Source organism: Sphingobium mellinum (assembly GCF_037860795.1).
Taxonomy (GTDB): domain Bacteria; phylum Pseudomonadota; class Alphaproteobacteria; order Sphingomonadales; family Sphingomonadaceae; genus Sphingobium; species Sphingobium mellinum.
In genome coordinates, this window is the sequence record NZ_JBANRK010000001.1 from 363,275 (window position 1) to 379,340 (window position 16,066).

Below are 16,066 nucleotides of genomic sequence, written 5' to 3' on the forward strand. Positions count from 1 at the left end.
GTCAGCAAAGCTGTTGAGATCAACGGATCAGCACCGAAAGCACCCACCCCGGCACTGCCGCCAAGGCGAGGCAACTGCCCAGCGGCACACGCGTCGCGCGATCGATCCGCTTGCCGGCCGCGATCGCCGCAAGAACCGCCACCAGGCCCAGACTCGCTGCCAGCAACAAGATGAAGGGCAGCGCCCGCCATCCGAACCAGGCGCCGAGCGCTCCCATCAGCTTGGCGTCCCCCATACCCAATCCGTCGCGACCACGCACAAACCGATAGCCGATCGCCACCGCCGTCATCACGCCATAGCCTGCCCCCGCCCCGATCACCCGATCCAGCAACAGAACGTCCGTCACCCACAGGCCGACCGTCAGCCCCAGAAAGGCAAGCGGCAGCGTCAGCGCATCGGGCAGCCAGAAATGCCGCCAGTCGAGCACGGCGAGGGGCAGCAGCAGCCAGCCCAGCAGCGCCCATCCGGCTCCATCAATCCCCGGCAGGAAGCCGAGCGCAAGCGCCCCGATAATGGCACAGGCTGCTTCCACCCGCCCATGCAGCGCATCAATGGGTGCGCCGCATATGCGGCAGCGTCCCCGCTGCACCACCGCGCTCAGCATCGGGACAAGGTCGATCGCGCCCAGCACCCGCCCGCAGCCGTCGCAGGAGGAACGGCCGCGCATGATGCCACGCCCCTCGGGCCAGCGGAGGATCAGCGTGGCCAGAAAACTGCCGGTGATCGCGCCGGCAACCCCGCCCAGCAGCGCTGTCCAGGGCTGGATCACAACGCTCCTTCGATCTTCAGCACCCGCGCCCCGCCCGCATCAGCAAACCCCACCTTGGCCAGCGCGTCCGCCAACGTGACATCGGCCGTCTCCACCCGCATGTCCGCGACATAGCGGCCCGATCGCCAAATACGCAGATTGATCTTCTCCAGGCCCGACTGGCTCACCAGCGGCAGCAGCAGGGCCTCGCCGTCGCAGGTCGCCGTACCCGACATGCCCTGGGTCAGGTTAAGGCCGGGAAATTGCCCCCCCATCTGCGCGCGCACCCGGCCTCCGGCCTGAGCGCATCGATCGTCGGAAAAAACGACGCTGACGTCGTCCAGCACGAAACTGCCAATGGGCAATGGCGCAAAGGTCCGTCCGAGCGGCAGCGCCCCGGATACGTCATCCGCGCCGACACGCCCGAAGCCGACGGTCAGCGCGCCGCTCACATCGTCGGCCGCACCCTCGTGCCGCCAGATGTCGAACCGCGCCCGCGCGGTCAGCAATGCGATCGGCGAAAGGGCGGCGCGCACCGATCCCAACGACATGCTGCCCAGCATCAGTTGATCAACGCGCCCGCTCCATATCGACCCGCGCACATCGCGCGCGGCGAGACCGAAGCGCTCCAGCCCCGCCAGCCCAAGCGCAATCCGCATGGGCATGAACAGGATGAGGCCCGACATGAAAAGGGCGATCAGCAGTATCCGCATACGGCGCGAGAGGCGAAGTCCCATCATCGCGCCTCTCCCCGCACCAGCACCGCCTGAACCGATACGCTGCCCGCCGTGGGCCCCGGCCGCGCGCTCATCGTCTCCACCCGAATACCGCGCGATTCAAGTGCGGCGAGCCAGGAAAAGAGCGCGACCGGCCGTACCGAAGCGATGGCAATGTCGATCCGCCCGCCTCCTTTCGCCTGCGCCCGTTCCAGCGTCAGCCCGGCTTCGCCCGCGCTCTGCCCGACCAACTGGTCGATGGCAGCGGTCACCGAACTCGCGCCGATCCCAGCGGGCAAGGCCTTGAGCAGCTTCACCTTGGCCCGGACGGCCGCGTTACGGTCTGTCGCCTCCCGCAGCCGATCGCCCGCCGATCGCTGCGCCGCGTCCAGCGGACGCAACACGCCAAGCCAGATGATCACAATCGCCAGCAGCGCGAACATGACGCCCAGCATCCATTGCTCGCGCGGGCTCCGCTCAGCCCACAGGATCTTCACCCGTTCCATCATGATCGCACCGTGATGTCCGCCAGCATTCGCCCGCCCGGGTCCTGCGACGGGGTGGCCGTCACCGTGAATCCCGCCGCCTGCAGCGCCAGCAGCACCTGATTGATGTCATCTACCTTCGCAGCGGCCAATGTCGCCCGGATCATTCCGTCGGGATCGCGTGACAGCGCTGTCAGCGAGACGCCCGGCGCATCCTGCATCGCGCTCATCAGCCCGGCGACCGGCGGTGTGAAGGCATAGGCTCCCGCCCCGCGCGCAGCCAGCTGCCGCTCCATTTCCGCATCGGCCCGGTCGAGGTCAACCGCGCCGGGCACCACCTGCCGGGCCAGCACCAGACTCTCACCGTCCAGATTGCTCGCCGCCACATGCTGACGCGCAATGCCGATCAGCGCGATCAGCAGGCTGGCCACCAAGATAAGGCCGCTCCACAGCATGATCCGGGCCAGCGTCCGCTGATCGACGGGGCGGCGCACACGCTTTGCGAAATCGCCCTGCCGCAGATCGATCGGCGGCTGATCCATCGCAGCGATCGCCAGCGCGCTCACCTGGTCGGCCGGGACGTCCCGCACCGCCGCCTCGTCGATCAACCCGGTAACGGTCATGTCACCCACTACCGCCATGTCCCGGCCCCGAAGCACCGGCTCGCCGGCGATCGACGCGCGATGGAAACCCTCAGCCGGCTCGGGCAGCAGCAGCGGGGCGGGCACGATGATGTCGGGATCCAGCCCATGATGCTGCGCCCAAAGCAGCCAATGCTGCATGTCGCTGCGCGCCGCGACCGCGATCAGGTGCGGCCGGGCGGGGTCCTCATTCTCGTCCGCTGCGGCGAACAGCTGGTCGGCGGGGACCAGTGCCCCAGCAAGCGCAGTCAGACGGGCAGCCGCACGACCCTGGCGCGGTGCGAGATCGGGGTGCCCGACCCAATGGAGCGTCACCAGCGCGGCGGGCGCAACCAGCAACACCCTCGCATCCTCGGGCAGCGCGATCAGGCCGCACGCCGCCAGCCAGTTCGCGCCGATGCCGCTTTGCGTCACGGAGCCGTCAGCCACGCGCATCCACCACGGCTCGCCCTGCTCGGGCAGCGCAACGATCAAACCCTCGCGCACGTTCATGCGCTTCCGCCCCAACCGCGGCGGATCAGCACGGCGGGGCTCTGCCGCGCATCAATCAGCGCCCGTTCCATGACTTCTGTTCCCCCGACATTCACCGACACGTCCACGCCGAAAAACCCGGTCGTCAGCTTCACCTGATTGGCCGCCTCTTCCAGCGGGTTGACGCCTTGGGAAGCCAGCGGCGCCCAGAATTGCACGGTGCTGCCGTAACCGCTCGCCGGGCGCTGCGCCAGCAATTGCCGCGCCTGCGCGACGCTGATCTGCCCCTGCATCAGCATCGCGAACAGCGGCGCCTGTTCGGGCAGCAGCGTGTTGATGTTGATCGGCGACAGGTCGGCGGTCGGCAGCGCGCATATCCAGGGCCGCACAAGATCATAGATGGCCGGGGTTACCCCGGCGACCGACCGCAGTTCGCTGGGGTCGATCATGAAGCGGTTGGCGGTGCGATAGGGCCGCGCCGCCTGCGCATAGGTCTCGTCCTCCGCGCCGCCCGGCTGGGGCACGCTGTCGGTGTCGATCCAGTCCGCGAGCGACACTGCCACCCCCTGCGCCTGCCGCGCGTCCACGCCCAGCGCCTGGAGCAGCGCCTGAAACTGTGCCACGCCCACTGGCCGAACTTTCAGGTTCGCTTCATTGTCGCCCGCAACCGCGCTGTTGAGGTTGAAGCAGTTGCCCCCGTCGCTCACCCGCACCGTCGCTACCCCGCCCGGCATCGGAATCGTCCGAGGCATCCCCATCCAGTTGCCCGCGAGCGTCACCTTGCCGGGACTGGCTGCGATCCGGTCGCCGATCTTCAGCCGCGCGACTTCCGTCGCTGCATCCGCCAGGGCGCGCGCCTGATCGACCGCGCCGCCATTGCCTGTCATGCGCGTCGCCAACGCCAGCCGCTCCAGTGCGGTCGATGCCACCACCGCCATTACCGCGACCAGCAGCAGCACCGTCAACAGCGCCGCACCGCGTTCGCCTCTTTTTCCCGGATCAGCCACCGGTAGCCTCCCCATCGGGCCTGGCGGCGGGACCGGGCCCGACCAGGAACCGCAAGGTGACCGGCGGCTCACCCGTGCGCGTCAGCACCATCTCGACCGCGCGCGGCATGAGGTCGGGTTGAGCGGGCACCCATTCATCGCGCCACTTGCCCTCCGCGTCCCGAAAGCGCAGCGCGACATCCTCCACCTGCTCCAGGAGAGCGGCTGGCGCATCGCCCGCCGCGCCATCCACCTGCGCATAGGTCCGCCGCTCCAGCCGCCCTTGCCGTACCCAATATTCGACTTTCTGCAGCGACGGGCGCGGCAGGTCGCCGAGATTGTCCCAGCCGCCGCGCACGAATTGCAGCACCGGCACCGCTTCCCCCTCCCTGTGCGACCAGAAGGCCGGCGCCAGCGTGCCCGCTTCGGTGCGGCTGATGCGCGGCACTGCCTGGCCAAGGTCCGCCCCGAGTGCGCCCGCCGCGCGCTGCACCGCCGCCATATCGTCCAGCCGCCGCTTGATCTGCGCCTGTGCCGACACGCTGTTGCCCAGCAGCAGGACGCCCGCCGCCGCCAGCATCGCAAAGATCATCAGCGCGACCAGAAGCTCGATCAGGGTGAACCCGCGCTCCCGGGAGGTGGGATCGGGCGTCATGCCACGACCCGCAAGAAGCTCAGCACCACGGGCGATGATCCCGGCTGCCCCGCCACCGTCAGGTCAACCTGCAACAGCCTCTTGTCGTCCGTCGCTTTGATCGACCGCACCCAATGCCAGCGCCGTCCGCCATTATCCACCTCCCCCTCCTGCGAGCCCAGCGCGGGCGGCGCGGGATCGGTCTGCACCTCCACCATCAGGTTGCGCGCCACGATCTGGCCCATCGCCTTGCTGTCGAGATCGGCAGCGGTGCGCAGCGTCACCCCCTCCAGGCGCACCAGAGCGAGCGCCGCCAGACTGAACACCGCCAGCGCAACCAGCATCTCCAGCAGGGTGAAGCCACGCTGATCCCCGGCCTTGGCCGAGAAAAGGCGATCGCGGAAAATCGCGCTTTTCAGGCCGGCATCGGCCGAATCACCGCCAAAGCTACCCACCGACCATGACCTTCCCGGCCATATCCACAGTCACCGACACACGTTCGCTTTCGCGCGCCAGCGTCACCGTCATCGGATCGGTCGGTAAGCCAGTGCCATCAAAGCCTATCTGCTGGCGGCCATCCTGCCCGACCAGAGCCCGCGTGCCGCCTTTCCAGTTGGCGGTTGTGAAAGGCTTGTCCTCCAGTCCGACCCACTCCCCCCCATCGCGACGCTGAAAGCCATAGCCTGAAGCCGACACCCACACCCCCATCGGACGCGCGGTGACGATCGCTTCGTCGCGCGCGGCGGCAACCCGCGCGGCAAAGCGGTCGGCATCCTCGATCACGCGCCCGCGCGGGTCCGGGATGGCCAGCACGACGGCCGCCGTGACAAAGCCGATGATCGTCAGCACGACCATCAGCTCGATCAAAGTGAAACCGTGTTCGGCGGAACCTGGCAAAGACGTGAAACCGTGTTCGGCGGAACGTCGCGAAAACGTCAGTTGTGCCTGCGAACGGTCACAGTTCGCTGGAATAGATGTCCGCATTCTCGTTCTCGCCGCCCGGCTGGCCGTCCGCGCCCAGCGAACTAATGTCGAACGCGCCCTTCTTGCCGGGCACCACATATTTATAAGGACGTCCCCAGGGATCGTCGGGCAGCTTCTTGATATAGCCTCCGCGTCGATAGCGCTGCGGCTGCGCCAGGGATGCCGGCGGGCTGATGAGCGCCTGCAACCCGTCAGTGGCCGAGGGGTAAGACAGATTGTCGAGCCGATACTGTTCCAGCGCCTGTTCGATCGTAGCGATGTCGGCCTTCGCCTTCTCCACACGCGCCGTATCGGTCGCCGGGATGACGTTAATGGCAACGATCGTCGCCAGCAGGCCGATGATCACGATCACGACCATCAGCTCAATCAGCGTGAAACCATTCTCCCGTGCCCCGTTCGCGGCGATCGAAGTCGAAAAACGCGCACGCGTCCGTTGGCGCAGGAGCTGGACGGATTTGAGGTCGGGGAATTTCATAAACGCTCCTTCACGCCGCCGTCAGGCTCTGCAATTGCAGGATCGGCAGCAGGATGGACAGGATAATGACGGCGACAATGCCGCCCATCGCGATGATGATAAGCGGCTCCAGCAAGGCAAGCGCGGCAGACGTAAAACTGTCGAATTCCCGCTCCAGATAGTCCGCCGCACGCTCCAGCATTGTGTCCAGCCTGCCCGCGCTCTCCCCACTCGCCGCCAGATAGACCAGAAGCGGGGGAAACACCCCCGCCCGCCGAAGGGCCGCCGACAGGCTGCCGCCGCGGCGAATGGCCTCGACAATCTCCTCCGACGCTTGCCGCAGCACCCGGTTGTGAACCGTCTGGGTGGTAAGCGACAGCCCCTCCATCAACGGCAGCCGGCTTGCCACCATCGTCGACAGGGTCCGCGCCATCCGCGCCGCATGCAGATCGCGGATCAGCCGCCCCAGCAGCGGCAGGCGCAGCATCATCGCGTCGAAACGATAATGCAGACTTTCCACCTTCATCGCCCGCCAGAAACCGACGCCCGCCAGCGCGACCAGGACGGCAAGCAGCCACCAGTAGCCCGCCAGAAAAGCGGAAATCCCCATCACCATCCGGGTCAGCAGCGGCAGGTCCTGCCCCACCGTGTCGAACTGCTCAACCACCTTGGGCACGACGAAGATCATCAGCGCGGCAACCACGCATACCGCAAAGGCCGCCAGCACGCTGGGATAGGCAATGGCGGTCAGCACCTTCGACCGGATCACCGCCTGGCGCTCCATCAGCTCGGACAGCCGCTCCATGATCGTCGGCAGGCTGCCCGAACTTTCGCCGGCCGAAATCATCGCCCGATAGAGCGGCGGGAAGCTTTTCGGCTCGGCGCCAAGCGCATCCGACAGGCGTCGTCCTTCCAGCACGCCCGAATGGACCTTACCGACGATGGCCTGGACATGCGCCTGCTCGCTCTGCCGCCCGATCGTGCGCAGCGACTCCTCAAGGGGGCTGACCTGGATGAGCGTCGAAAGCTGGCGTGTGAACAACGTCAGCTCCTTGGCTGACAGCCGCGGCGCGCGCAGCAAAAGGCCTGCTCGCTTGCGCGCCTTTTCCGCCGCGCCCGGCTCGATCCGCACGATGAACAGCTTGCGCGCGTCCAGCCGGGCGCGCGCGTCCTCTACTGTCTCGGCCTTGACCTTGCCCGCGCGTTCCTTTCCGGCCGCGTCGATCGCGATATAGTCATATTCACCCATCGACGATGGTTTCCGCCTCCGCAGCGTCGCGCCGGGACACCCGGATCGCCTCTTCGGCCGTGGTCTGCCCGTCGCGCACCAGCGCCCGCGCCGCCGATCCCAGATTGGGCGCGTTCAGGAAGGCATGGCGCGCAATCAGCGATTCATCGCCGCCGTCGTTGATCAGCCGCCGGATCGTATCGTCCACCCCGATCGCCTCGAACACGCCGATCCGGCCCTTGTAGCCCGAACCGTTACACTGTTCGCATCCGCCCGCTTGGTAGATGATGGTGCCCGGATCAAAGCCCAGCAAGGCGCTGGCCGACTTGTCCGCCTGCACGGGCTCCCGACAATTCTGGCACAGCCTCCGCACCAGCCGCTGCGCGATCACCGCGCGCAGGGTCGACGCCAGCAGAAACGGCTCCACCCGCATGTCGCGCATCCGCGTGATCGCGCCGACTGCGTCATTGGTGTGCACGGTCGACAACACCAGATGCCCCGTCAGCGACGCCTGCACGGCGATCTCCGCCGTCTCCCGGTCACGGATTTCGCCGACCATCACCACGTCGGGATCCTGACGCAACATGGCGCGCAGCCCGGCTGCGAAGGTCAGCCCGACCTTGGCATTCACCTGCGTCTGGCCGACCCCTTCGATCGCATATTCGACCGGGTCCTCAACGGTCAGGATGTTGCGGGTACCATCGTTCAACTGTCGCAGGCCCGCATACAGCGTGGTCGTCTTGCCCGACCCGGTAGGCCCGGTGACGAGAATAATCCCGTTCGGTTCTTGCAATCGTTCACGAAAAATCCGGTCCGCCGCCCCCGCCATGCCCAGCAGGTCAAGGTTCATGCCCGCATTCTCCTTGTCGAGAATACGCAGCACCACCCGCTCGCCCGCCCGGCTCGGCAGCGTCGACACGCGCACATCCAGAAGCTTGCCGCCCAGCGTCAGCCCGATGCGCCCATCCTGCGGCACGCGCCGCTCGGCGATGTCCAGCCGCGCCATCACCTTGATGCGGCTCACCACCACTGGCGCGACATGGGGCGGCATACGCAGCGTCTCGCGCAGCACGCCGTCGATGCGCATCCGGACGATCAGCCCGGTTTCATAAGGCTCGACATGAATGTCGGACACGCCCTGTCGGGCCGCTTCGGCGATGATGCCGTTGATCAGGCGGATCGCCGGCGCATCGTCTGCGCTGTCGAGCAGATCGTCAGCCGTGGGAATGTCGGCGGCGAGGATGTCGAGCTCGTCAGCGCCGACTTCAAGCGACCCGACCATGGCGGCCGCGCTGCCTTCCATCGCATAATGATCGGAAAGATGGCGGTCGAACTGTGCGCCGTCGACAAAGCGCACGTCGAAGCTACGGGCCAGATGGCGCCGCAACTCCAGCAGAGCACGCGGATCGCTGCCCTCCCGCACGGCGATAGTCAGCCGCTCACCCTCCAAAGGAAGCATCACCACGCCGTGCTTGCGCGCGAACACATAGGGAATGTCCACCGCGCGCGGCGCGTGATGCGCAACCGCGGTGTCGCGCAAGGAAGTTGAAGGCTCGCTCATCGCTTTCTCTCGCTGGCGGGCATATCCACCGGCCGCACTACGCTGGTCGACTGGCGCGCGGTCGGCTCGATCACTTCAGCAGCCGGCCGCACGACCGCGTCGCCAGGCTGCGAAGCCGTCGGCGGGGTCGCGCCCATATAGTCACGCACCAGTTCGTCGATGCCCGGCTCCTGATCCGGATTACGCTGCAACTGCATGCCGCGGATATAGCCGTAGCGCTGCTGGGTCAGCTTCGCCGCGTCCTCCTTCGATCGCAGGATCGTCGGGCGGATGAAGACCATCAGGTTGGTCTTGGTGCGGCTCTTGCTCCGCGACTTGAACAACTCGCCCAGCCCCGGAATATCGGACAGCAGCGGGATGCGCTCGATCGTCTTGCGCTCATTGTCGTCCAGCAGCCCGCCCAGCGCCAATATCTCGCCGTCGTCGACCGTCACCGTCGTCTCGATCTCGCGCTTGTTGATGATGAGGTCGCTGTTGTTGTTGGACACCGGCCCGGCAACGCTCGACACTTCCTGCTTGAGGAACAGCTTGATCGCGCCCCCTTCATTGACTTGAGGCTTCACCTCCAGCTTTATGCCGACATCCTGCCGCTGCACGGTGCGGAACTGATTGTCGAAATTCTGGCTCAGCGCCTCGCCGGTCGTGATCGGGACCTGCTGGCCGACCAGGATCGACGCCTTTTGATTGTCCATCGTCATGACTGACGGCGTCGACAGGATATTGCTGTCGGTATCCGATTTCACCGCATTGATGATCGCCCCAAAAATACCGTTACTGCCGAGCCGCGTTGCCACGCCGCCGAAGCCGCCGGTCGCGTTCATCAGGCTATCGACCGCCGCCTGCTGAAGGGTGTTCGACAGATCGCCATTCTGGCGCGTCTCCGTCGTGGTCCGGGTGCCGTCCGGCGCGACGACGGTAGTCGTGGTGGAACCCAGTTCATTGGCACCAATCGCTCCCGCCAGCGTCAATATATTGGGAGATGCGTTGGAGTAATTGGTCGCGGCGAAGCCGGTCTTCGTGCTGCCGATCAGGAATTGGACGCCCAGCTTCTTGGCGGCGGCATCGCTGATTTCGACGATGATCGCCTCCACCAGCACCTGCTCTCGCCGCGTGTCGAGCTGACGGATTGTCTCGCCCAGCATCCGCTGCACGTCGCTGTTGGCCGCCACGATGATCGCGTTTGCGCCTTCGTAGCGGGTGACGATCGCCGGACCGCGCGTCGAGATGCCGTTTCCCGACGCACCGCCCGCCATGGAAACCGTCGGAGCCGGAGCGGGCGAGGCAGGGCCGTTGACCGCAGCCGGGACCGACGCAGTCACCGGCATATTGGTCGACTGCCCGACCAGTTGCTGCAACACGGGCAGCAGCTTTTCGGCGTCCGCATGCTCCAGCCAGTAGACACGAATTTCCGTCCCGCTCGCCGCCTGCCGGTCGAGGTCGCGCGCCATGGCGGCCAGCCGCGCCACGGTGCCCGCGTCGCCCCGGATCGCGACCGAGTTGCTGCTGTCGATCGGTACGATGGTTGCCGCGCGGGCTGCGCCTTCGCCTCCACCGCTCGCCACCAGGGCTTGCAGCGAGGTCGCTATCTCCCGCGCGCCGGCGTTGCGCAACTTCACCATCTGCGTTGCCGCCGTATCGCGATCAATCCGGGCGATCACCTGGCGGATGCGCCCGATATTGTCGGCATAGTCCGCCACGACCACGCTGTTGCCGGCACGGTTTGCCGTGACCGACCCGTCCCTGCTGACCAAGGGACGGAGCGTTTCCAGCGCACTCGCCGCATCGATGGATCGCAGGCGGAAGACTTCCGTCACGAACTGGTTGCGGTTGGACGCACGGCCGACGACGCTCGGCTGCCCCGCGGCGCCATCGGCCGGCTGGATGCGATAGGACCCGCCCGGCGCCGGTACCGCCACCAAGCCGTTGGCGCGCAAGGTCGACAGGAAAATTTCGAAATATTCCGATCGCGACAGAGGCCGATCCGTTACGACGGACACCTTCCCTTGCACCCGATTGTCGATGATGAAGGTCCGCCCGGTCACGCGTGCCGCATCCTGGATGAAGGCCCGGATATCGGCGTCACGGACATTGAGCGTCTGCTGCGCCAGCAAGGGCGCCGCGATCGGAATCGCCAGCGCAAGAGCCATGGCAGAGGAAAAAAGCGTTTTTCTAATCATTGGCCTTGCAGCGTCAGGTTGATCGTCGTTGGCGCCGCGCCGCGTTCGACCGTCAGGGAAATGCGCGCGCCGGGGACCATTTTTCCCTGCAACGCCTGGAGATCGTTGGTCCAGCCCACCGGGTGCCCGTCAATCTGGGTGATGATGTCGCCCGACATGAAGCCGGCGTTCTGGAACGCGGGTCCCCGGGCCATCAGGATGAGGCCGGTGACACGGCCATTCTGCAGACGCGGACTGACGCCCACGTCGTGCCGAAGCGCATCGGCGGTCGGATTGTCGATACCCGCTACCCCGGCGGAAGGTGCGCCCGCAGGCGCTTCCACAGCTGAAGGAGCCAGAGCCGGCTGCGACTGGTTAAGGTAGACCTGCTCTTCCACGCCGCCCCGATCGATCGTGATATGGTCGAACGCCACCGCCTTCAGGACGACGCCGGGCAGGATTTCCTCGCCCACCGCGAAACTGTTCTGCACGCCGTCGGGTCCCGCCACGATAGCGGAACCCTGGCCCGACCCTTCATTGAGGCGGATGCCATAGACGGTCAGCGCCAGCGAGGTGACGACGCCACTGCTCGCTTGCGTCTGCCCGGATCGGAAAAAGGGGTCGAAGGTCGAAAAAAGCGCCTGCCGCGAGGCGAGCGGAGGGAATTGCGCTTGCCGTCCTTCCCACGGGCCGAAGCTGCCTACCGGGGTCAGCACGGTCCACAGCAGCCTCGCGCACTGCAGCGCCAGCAGCCCGAGCAGCAGCCGTTCCGCCACGCGCAGCCAATCAATCGGCGGCAACCGGTTGCCCCATCCCTGAAGATTATCGCGAAACGGCGCGCGCATAAACCTGGTAGTCCCCCTTGATACCAGCGCCTGCTAGGAAACTGTTTTTACTATCGGATGACAAGCATGTGACCTATTCCTGACAGCAGCAACCCGCAAGCGACGACGCTTGCATTTCCAGCGCCGGGCGATAGCTAGTGAGGCATCCGCCGCCATACGCGGCCTGGCCTGCCGAACCTTCTTATGTCCCAAAACCCCGCACCTCAAGCGCCCGATGCCGATTCCGCCTGGATCGCCACCCACCCCCGCGTGCAGCGGGTACCAGGTACGGACCTCACCCTCTTCATCCAGCGCGCTTTCCTGACTGTTGAGGAATGCGCGGGCCTCATCGAACGGATCGAGGCGAACCGCCGCCCCTCCACCATTGCCGACGCCACCGGTGACCAGGCATTCCGCACCAGCGAGACCTGCGACCTCTCCAGCACCGATCCGTTCGTCGCGGCGATCGATGCCCGGCTCGCCGCCTTCGCCGGCATCGATCCTGCCCATGGCGAGCCGATCCAGGGCCAGCGCTACGCCGTCGGCCAGGAATTCAAGGCGCATACCGACTATTTCGAACCCGACGGCGCGGATTTCTTGCGTTATTGCTCGGTGGCGGGCAACCGCACCTGGACGTTGATGGTCTATCTCAACCAGCCTGCAGCCGGAGGCGCCACCCGTTTCGTCAAGATCGGCAAGACGGTGCAGCCCGAAACCGGCAAGCTGCTCGCTTGGAACAACCGGCTCAGTCCCGGCCGTTACAATGGCGCTAGCCTGCATCACGGCATGAAGGTGCGCAGTGGCGTCAAATATATCATCACAAAATGGTATCGCGAAAAGCCCTGGGGCTAGACAGCCACTGTCGGCGCTTTGCCCGTTAGCTGACCTCAACGCCAGAAGCGCTGCGCATCGGCCAGCTCACCATGCGCATCGGCCGCAGCCGCTATCAGCCGCTTCCTGCGCTTGGCGCTGCCTTCCGCCCTGTCGATCAAGCCATACTGCGCCAATATGCGGGGCATGCTAACCAGATCATTGAGCGCGCCCAGATCATCCTGTAGACCCTCGAGCGCCGTGATGAATCTGGCGTGGCGCCGATGCTGGCTTTTCTGCGGGAACAGGCCCGCAAAGAATTCTGATGCGTAACGCAGCTTCTTGGCATCCTTGCGCACCTCGTGACGGGCCGCGTCGTTCAGCCTCTTCATCCCGCGACCGTCCTTCACGACCTTCCGGCGCAAATGCGCGAGCCGGCGAGCGGCGAAGCGCTGTGCCTCCTCCTTGCGAAGCTCTTGTGTCTCGCCGTCCACCTGACCAGCCCCAAGTGTCAGCCACTCCAGCAGATCAAGCAGCAACCCTCGCACACGATGCGAATGCAACGCCTCTATCACCCTCGCATGCACTTCGGGCTGCACCGCCTCGATACCGTCGCGCAAGTCTCCCGCGCTCGTCTGCTCCGCCAGCACGTCGAGATCGCGCGCCTCTCCCAGCATCCCCGCCAGCCAGCGCAGTTCCTCCTGGAAGCGTGTCCGGTCAGCTTCCGCAAGGATCGGCTTGAAGATGGTGAAGGCCGAACGTAGCCGCCGCACCGCAACCCGCGCCTGATGCAACGCCAGCGGATCATATTGCTCAAGCAGCAACGCCTCGTTCAGCCGATAGTGGCGCAGGCAGGCGCGCGCGATCGTCTGGAAGGCGGCGTCCGTACGCATGCCCGGCGTCAGTCGCACCGGCTCAGCCTTGAACGCATGGCGCACTGCCTCCAGCAGTTGATAGCCCCGTTCCGACTTCGCGATGACGCCCAGCCGCACCGGCACCTGCGCGTCGATGTCGCGGGCGATCCGGAACAATGCCGCTGCTTCGCCGGCCTTACGCTCCAGTTCGATCTCGCAGATCGGCGCCTGCCGCTCACCCGCCCGCACCATCCCCTGGTCCAGCGCCATCTCGATCCGGTCGCTTCCTTCGCTGAGCAGCCAGCTGCGCCGTCCCACCTCAACGGCAAAGGCGGGTTCGATCGTGTGCACCTCCTCGCCCAACAGCGCGGCGACCGGTGTTCGCGTATCGATCACCGGAACATCATCGGATACCTTCATTTCCCATTCGGCGCGTGCGAAAAGGCCGCCGCCGCCATCCCCCTCGTCCGCCTTTACCGTCTGGACCCGCTCTGTGCCTGACTGACGGATACGAAGGCTCAACCCCTCGGCATGCAACTGTCGGTCGGGCGTGTCGAAATAGATGGACCGCAGGTCGGCCTGTTCGCTCTCAGCGGGCAGGATGGCGGACTGGAGGAAGCTATCCACTGCCTCGTGGGCCAGCTCCAGCTTCAATTCGACTTCCTGTGTCACGGCGGCTTCCACCTTTGCATCAGGGTTTGCGGAGGCAGCCTTTAGCACGGATGGCTCACGCGACGAAGCGCGGTGGGAAATGGAACGACCGAAGCCACCGGGATTCGCGCGACACCGCATGGTCATCGACGCAATTTGAAGGGAGTCCGGAGGATTCTGTTGCCCGGCTCCTCCGGAAGCCGCTGAATTCCCTTCTGTTGCCCGGTGGGTTCAACCGCGTTCTTTTTGAGTAATGTCAGGCCGTGAGGCCATCAATTACGCAGCAAGAGCAAGAGCCTCGTTATCGTTGGCACTTGTAGGTTTTGAACCTTTTTACGGCTTACTCAGGCCGGGTGAAGATATCGCTTTTCAACACACGTCGATCCTAGTTCGGCCCCGTCAATCACCTCGTCGCAACGGGGTAAATGGTGGAGCCGCCGGGTACTGCCCCCGGGTCCGCTGCGCCTATTGCACGACACGATTTATCACCATAGCCGGGCGAACCCGGCACCGACGCATATGGGATAATGCGTCGGCTTTTTCAACTGACTCCTCAGGCGGGCATCAGATTGACGGCGTTGGGCTTTGCCGCCGGCAATCCGCCCGCCTTGGCCTGGGCGAGCAGTTCCTGCTTGCGGGCAAGCATGCGGTCGCGCAATTCCACCAGATCGACATCGGTCTTGCGGCATTGCGCGAACATGCCGTCGGACTGCCGCTCCTCTTCCTTCACATGGTGCTTGATCTCTTCGGACAGCACCGTGACCTTCGCATCGTAGAAGTCGTCCGCAGCCGATCCAGCCTCGATGTCGTTGACCAGCACCTTGGCGCCATCATGTTCGACATAGGCCTCGTCCAGCGTGTCATCCTTTATCTTGCCACGAAAAGCGGGATAGAAAATCTCCTCCTCGATCGTCGTGTGGATCTTCAGCTCCATGCAGATTTCATGCGCAATCTTTTCCTTGCGGCTGTCCCCCTTCGCCTTTTCGAATTGTTCGAACAATTCCTCGACCTTGCGGTGATCCGCCTTCAACAAGGCGATCGCATTATTGAACTCGGCCTTGGCCATTGACTGTCCTCCTCACGAACGAATGTCGTCCAGAAGCGGTCGAGATCGGCTTCTGTTCCGCCATGCCCTCATTCTTCCGCGCGAAGGCTTGGCCGCGAGCGCCCCACGGTCTATAGCGACAACCCCATGATCCTCGTCATCGACAATTACGACAGCTTCACCTGGAACCTCGTCCACTATCTGATGGAGCTGGGGGCAGAGGTGGAGGTTGTCCGCAACGACGCCATTTCGGCTGGCCAGGCCCTCTCGACCGGGGCGAGCGCCTTCCTGCTTTCACCGGGTCCTTGCACGCCCAACGAAGCCGGCGTCAGCCTCGACCTCGTCGCCGCCTGTGCCGATGCGGGCGCGCCGCTGCTTGGCGTGTGCCTCGGTCATCAGGCGATCGGCCAACATTTCGGTGGCAACGTCGTGCGCGGCGGACTGATGCACGGCAAGACCTCGCCTGTCAGCCATGACGGCACCGGCCTGTTCGTCGGGCTCCCCTCGCCGTTTATCGCGACGCGCTATCACTCGCTGATCGTCGAGGAAATTCCGGACAGCCTCGCCGTCAACGCCGCAAGCGAGGATGGGTCGGTCATGGGCTTCCACCACAAGAGCCTGCCGATCCATTCGGTGCAGTTCCACCCCGAAAGCATCGCGACCGAACATGGGCATGAAATGCTGGCCAATTTCATGCGGATCGCGGGACTCCCTGTTACGGAGCGCGCGCCTGACTGATCGCGGGTCGGCGCGGGACCAGCAACGCGCGCTTCACCATTATTCTCGACTCCGCGCCATGCCTGCGCTTAAGGCACCAG

Annotated in this window: 17 protein-coding genes and 1 other RNA gene; 2 read left to right on the top strand and 16 right to left on the bottom strand. The window is 65.4% G+C overall.

The annotated features are described in order from the left end of the window. Window positions 1-19 precede the first annotated feature (19 nt). The 13 genes from AAC640_RS01825 to AAC640_RS01885 form a co-directional block, all read right to left on the bottom strand. Window positions 20-769 (bottom strand): prepilin peptidase, encoded by a 750-nt coding sequence (locus AAC640_RS01825; protein ID WP_340264374.1) that lies wholly within the window; start codon window positions 767-769, stop codon window positions 20-22. Beyond that, window positions 766-1,488 (bottom strand): type II secretion system protein N, encoded by a 723-nt coding sequence (locus tag AAC640_RS01830; RefSeq protein ID WP_340264375.1) that lies wholly within the window; start codon window positions 1,486-1,488, stop codon window positions 766-768. Before AAC640_RS01830 ends, AAC640_RS01825 begins: the two co-directional genes overlap by 4 nt. Continuing rightward, a complete protein-coding gene (gspM, locus tag AAC640_RS01835) occupies window positions 1,485-1,973 on the bottom strand; it encodes a type II secretion system protein GspM (RefSeq protein ID WP_340264376.1) in 489 nt (162 codons plus the stop codon). The genes AAC640_RS01830 and gspM overlap by 4 nt, the downstream gene beginning before the upstream one ends. After that, window positions 1,970-3,082, bottom strand: a complete 1,113-nt coding sequence (gspL, locus tag AAC640_RS01840; RefSeq protein WP_340264377.1) for a type II secretion system protein GspL — start codon at window positions 3,080-3,082, stop codon at window positions 1,970-1,972. The genes gspM and gspL overlap by 4 nt, the downstream gene beginning before the upstream one ends. Beyond that, window positions 3,079-4,068: a type II secretion system minor pseudopilin GspK gene (gspK, locus tag AAC640_RS01845; protein WP_340264378.1), complete on the bottom strand. Its 990-nt coding sequence runs from the start codon at window positions 4,066-4,068 to the stop codon at window positions 3,079-3,081. The genes gspL and gspK overlap by 4 nt, the downstream gene beginning before the upstream one ends. After that, a complete protein-coding gene (gene gspJ, locus AAC640_RS01850; protein WP_340264379.1) occupies window positions 4,061-4,702 on the bottom strand; it encodes a type II secretion system minor pseudopilin GspJ in 642 nt (213 codons plus the stop codon). The genes gspK and gspJ overlap by 8 nt, the downstream gene beginning before the upstream one ends. Continuing rightward, on the bottom strand, window positions 4,699-5,088 hold the full coding sequence (gspI, locus tag AAC640_RS01855; protein ID WP_340264865.1) for a type II secretion system minor pseudopilin GspI: 390 nt from the start codon (window positions 5,086-5,088) through the stop codon (window positions 4,699-4,701). The genes gspJ and gspI overlap by 4 nt, the downstream gene beginning before the upstream one ends. Before the next feature lie 40 nt (window positions 5,089-5,128). Further along, complete coding sequence (locus tag AAC640_RS01860) at window positions 5,129-5,536, bottom strand: GspH/FimT family pseudopilin (protein ID WP_422794949.1); 408 nt, start codon at window positions 5,534-5,536, stop codon at window positions 5,129-5,131. Window positions 5,537-5,636: 100 nt separating this feature from the next. Beyond that, a complete protein-coding gene (gene gspG, locus AAC640_RS01865; RefSeq protein ID WP_340264381.1) occupies window positions 5,637-6,140 on the bottom strand; it encodes a type II secretion system major pseudopilin GspG in 504 nt (167 codons plus the stop codon). A 10-nt stretch (window positions 6,141-6,150) separates the two neighbouring features. Next, window positions 6,151-7,368, bottom strand: a complete 1,218-nt coding sequence (gene gspF, locus AAC640_RS01870) for a type II secretion system inner membrane protein GspF (protein ID WP_340264382.1) — start codon at window positions 7,366-7,368, stop codon at window positions 6,151-6,153. After that, a complete protein-coding gene (gspE, locus tag AAC640_RS01875; RefSeq protein ID WP_340264383.1) occupies window positions 7,361-8,908 on the bottom strand; it encodes a type II secretion system ATPase GspE in 1,548 nt (515 codons plus the stop codon). Before gspE ends, gspF begins: the two co-directional genes overlap by 8 nt. Then, window positions 8,905-11,085: a type II secretion system secretin GspD gene (gspD, locus tag AAC640_RS01880; RefSeq protein WP_340264384.1), complete on the bottom strand. Its 2,181-nt coding sequence runs from the start codon at window positions 11,083-11,085 to the stop codon at window positions 8,905-8,907. The genes gspE and gspD overlap by 4 nt, the downstream gene beginning before the upstream one ends. Continuing rightward, window positions 11,082-11,909: a type II secretion system protein N gene (locus AAC640_RS01885; protein WP_340264385.1), complete on the bottom strand. Its 828-nt coding sequence runs from the start codon at window positions 11,907-11,909 to the stop codon at window positions 11,082-11,084. Before AAC640_RS01885 ends, gspD begins: the two co-directional genes overlap by 4 nt. Before the next feature lie 183 nt (window positions 11,910-12,092). On the opposite strand from AAC640_RS01885, the gene AAC640_RS01890 reads away from it, so the two are divergent. Further along, window positions 12,093-12,740, top strand: a complete 648-nt coding sequence (locus AAC640_RS01890) for a prolyl hydroxylase family protein (RefSeq protein ID WP_340264386.1) — start codon at window positions 12,093-12,095, stop codon at window positions 12,738-12,740. A gap of 35 nt (window positions 12,741-12,775) precedes the next feature. Here AAC640_RS01890 and AAC640_RS01895 read toward each other — a convergent pair whose 3' ends face one another. The 3 genes from AAC640_RS01895 to AAC640_RS01905 all read right to left on the bottom strand — a co-directional run bounded on the left by AAC640_RS01895 (window position 12,776) and on the right by AAC640_RS01905 (window position 15,269). After that, a complete protein-coding gene (locus AAC640_RS01895) occupies window positions 12,776-14,224 on the bottom strand; it encodes a CYTH and CHAD domain-containing protein (RefSeq protein WP_340264387.1) in 1,449 nt (482 codons plus the stop codon). A 183-nt stretch (window positions 14,225-14,407) separates the two neighbouring features. Then, window positions 14,408-14,752, bottom strand: a transfer-messenger RNA (tmRNA) gene (ssrA, locus tag AAC640_RS01900). 4 nt (window positions 14,753-14,756) lie between these two features. Next, a complete protein-coding gene (locus AAC640_RS01905) occupies window positions 14,757-15,269 on the bottom strand; it encodes a hemerythrin domain-containing protein (protein WP_340264388.1) in 513 nt (170 codons plus the stop codon). A gap of 126 nt (window positions 15,270-15,395) precedes the next feature. Here AAC640_RS01905 and AAC640_RS01910 point away from each other — a divergent pair, with 126 nt between their 5' ends. Beyond that, entirely contained in the window at window positions 15,396-15,986 is a 591-nt protein-coding gene (locus AAC640_RS01910; RefSeq protein WP_340264389.1) for an anthranilate synthase component II, read from the top strand. Window positions 15,987-16,066: the final 80 nt, after the last annotated feature.

Excerpts from the sequence above, each read along its gene's own strand:
- AAC640_RS01830 (WP_340264375.1), bottom strand. The coding sequence starts at position 1,488 with ATGATGGGACTTCGCCTCTCGCGCCGTATGCGGATACTGCTGATCGCC.
- gspM (WP_340264376.1), bottom strand. The coding sequence starts at position 1,973 with ATGATGGAACGGGTGAAGATCCTGTGGGCTGAGCGGAGCCCGCGCGAG.
- gspL (WP_340264377.1), bottom strand. The coding sequence starts at position 3,082 with ATGAACGTGCGCGAGGGTTTGATCGTTGCGCTGCCCGAGCAGGGCGAG.
- gspJ (WP_340264379.1), bottom strand. The coding sequence starts at position 4,702 with ATGACGCCCGATCCCACCTCCCGGGAGCGCGGGTTCACCCTGATCGAG.
- AAC640_RS01860 (WP_422794949.1), bottom strand. The coding sequence starts at position 5,536 with ATGGTCGTGCTGACGATCATCGGCTTTGTCACGGCGGCCGTCGTGCTG.
- gspG (WP_340264381.1), bottom strand. The coding sequence starts at position 6,140 with ATGAAATTCCCCGACCTCAAATCCGTCCAGCTCCTGCGCCAACGGACG.
- gspF (WP_340264382.1), bottom strand. The coding sequence starts at position 7,368 with ATGGGTGAATATGACTATATCGCGATCGACGCGGCCGGAAAGGAACGC.
- gspE (WP_340264383.1), bottom strand. The coding sequence starts at position 8,908 with ATGAGCGAGCCTTCAACTTCCTTGCGCGACACCGCGGTTGCGCATCAC.
- gspD (WP_340264384.1), bottom strand. The coding sequence starts at position 11,085 with ATGATTAGAAAAACGCTTTTTTCCTCTGCCATGGCTCTTGCGCTGGCG.
- AAC640_RS01885 (WP_340264385.1), bottom strand. The coding sequence starts at position 11,909 with ATGCGCGCGCCGTTTCGCGATAATCTTCAGGGATGGGGCAACCGGTTG.
- AAC640_RS01890 (WP_340264386.1), top strand. The coding sequence starts at position 12,093 with ATGTCCCAAAACCCCGCACCTCAAGCGCCCGATGCCGATTCCGCCTGG.
- AAC640_RS01905 (WP_340264388.1), bottom strand. The coding sequence starts at position 15,269 with ATGGCCAAGGCCGAGTTCAATAATGCGATCGCCTTGTTGAAGGCGGAT.
- AAC640_RS01910 (WP_340264389.1), top strand. The coding sequence starts at position 15,396 with ATGATCCTCGTCATCGACAATTACGACAGCTTCACCTGGAACCTCGTC.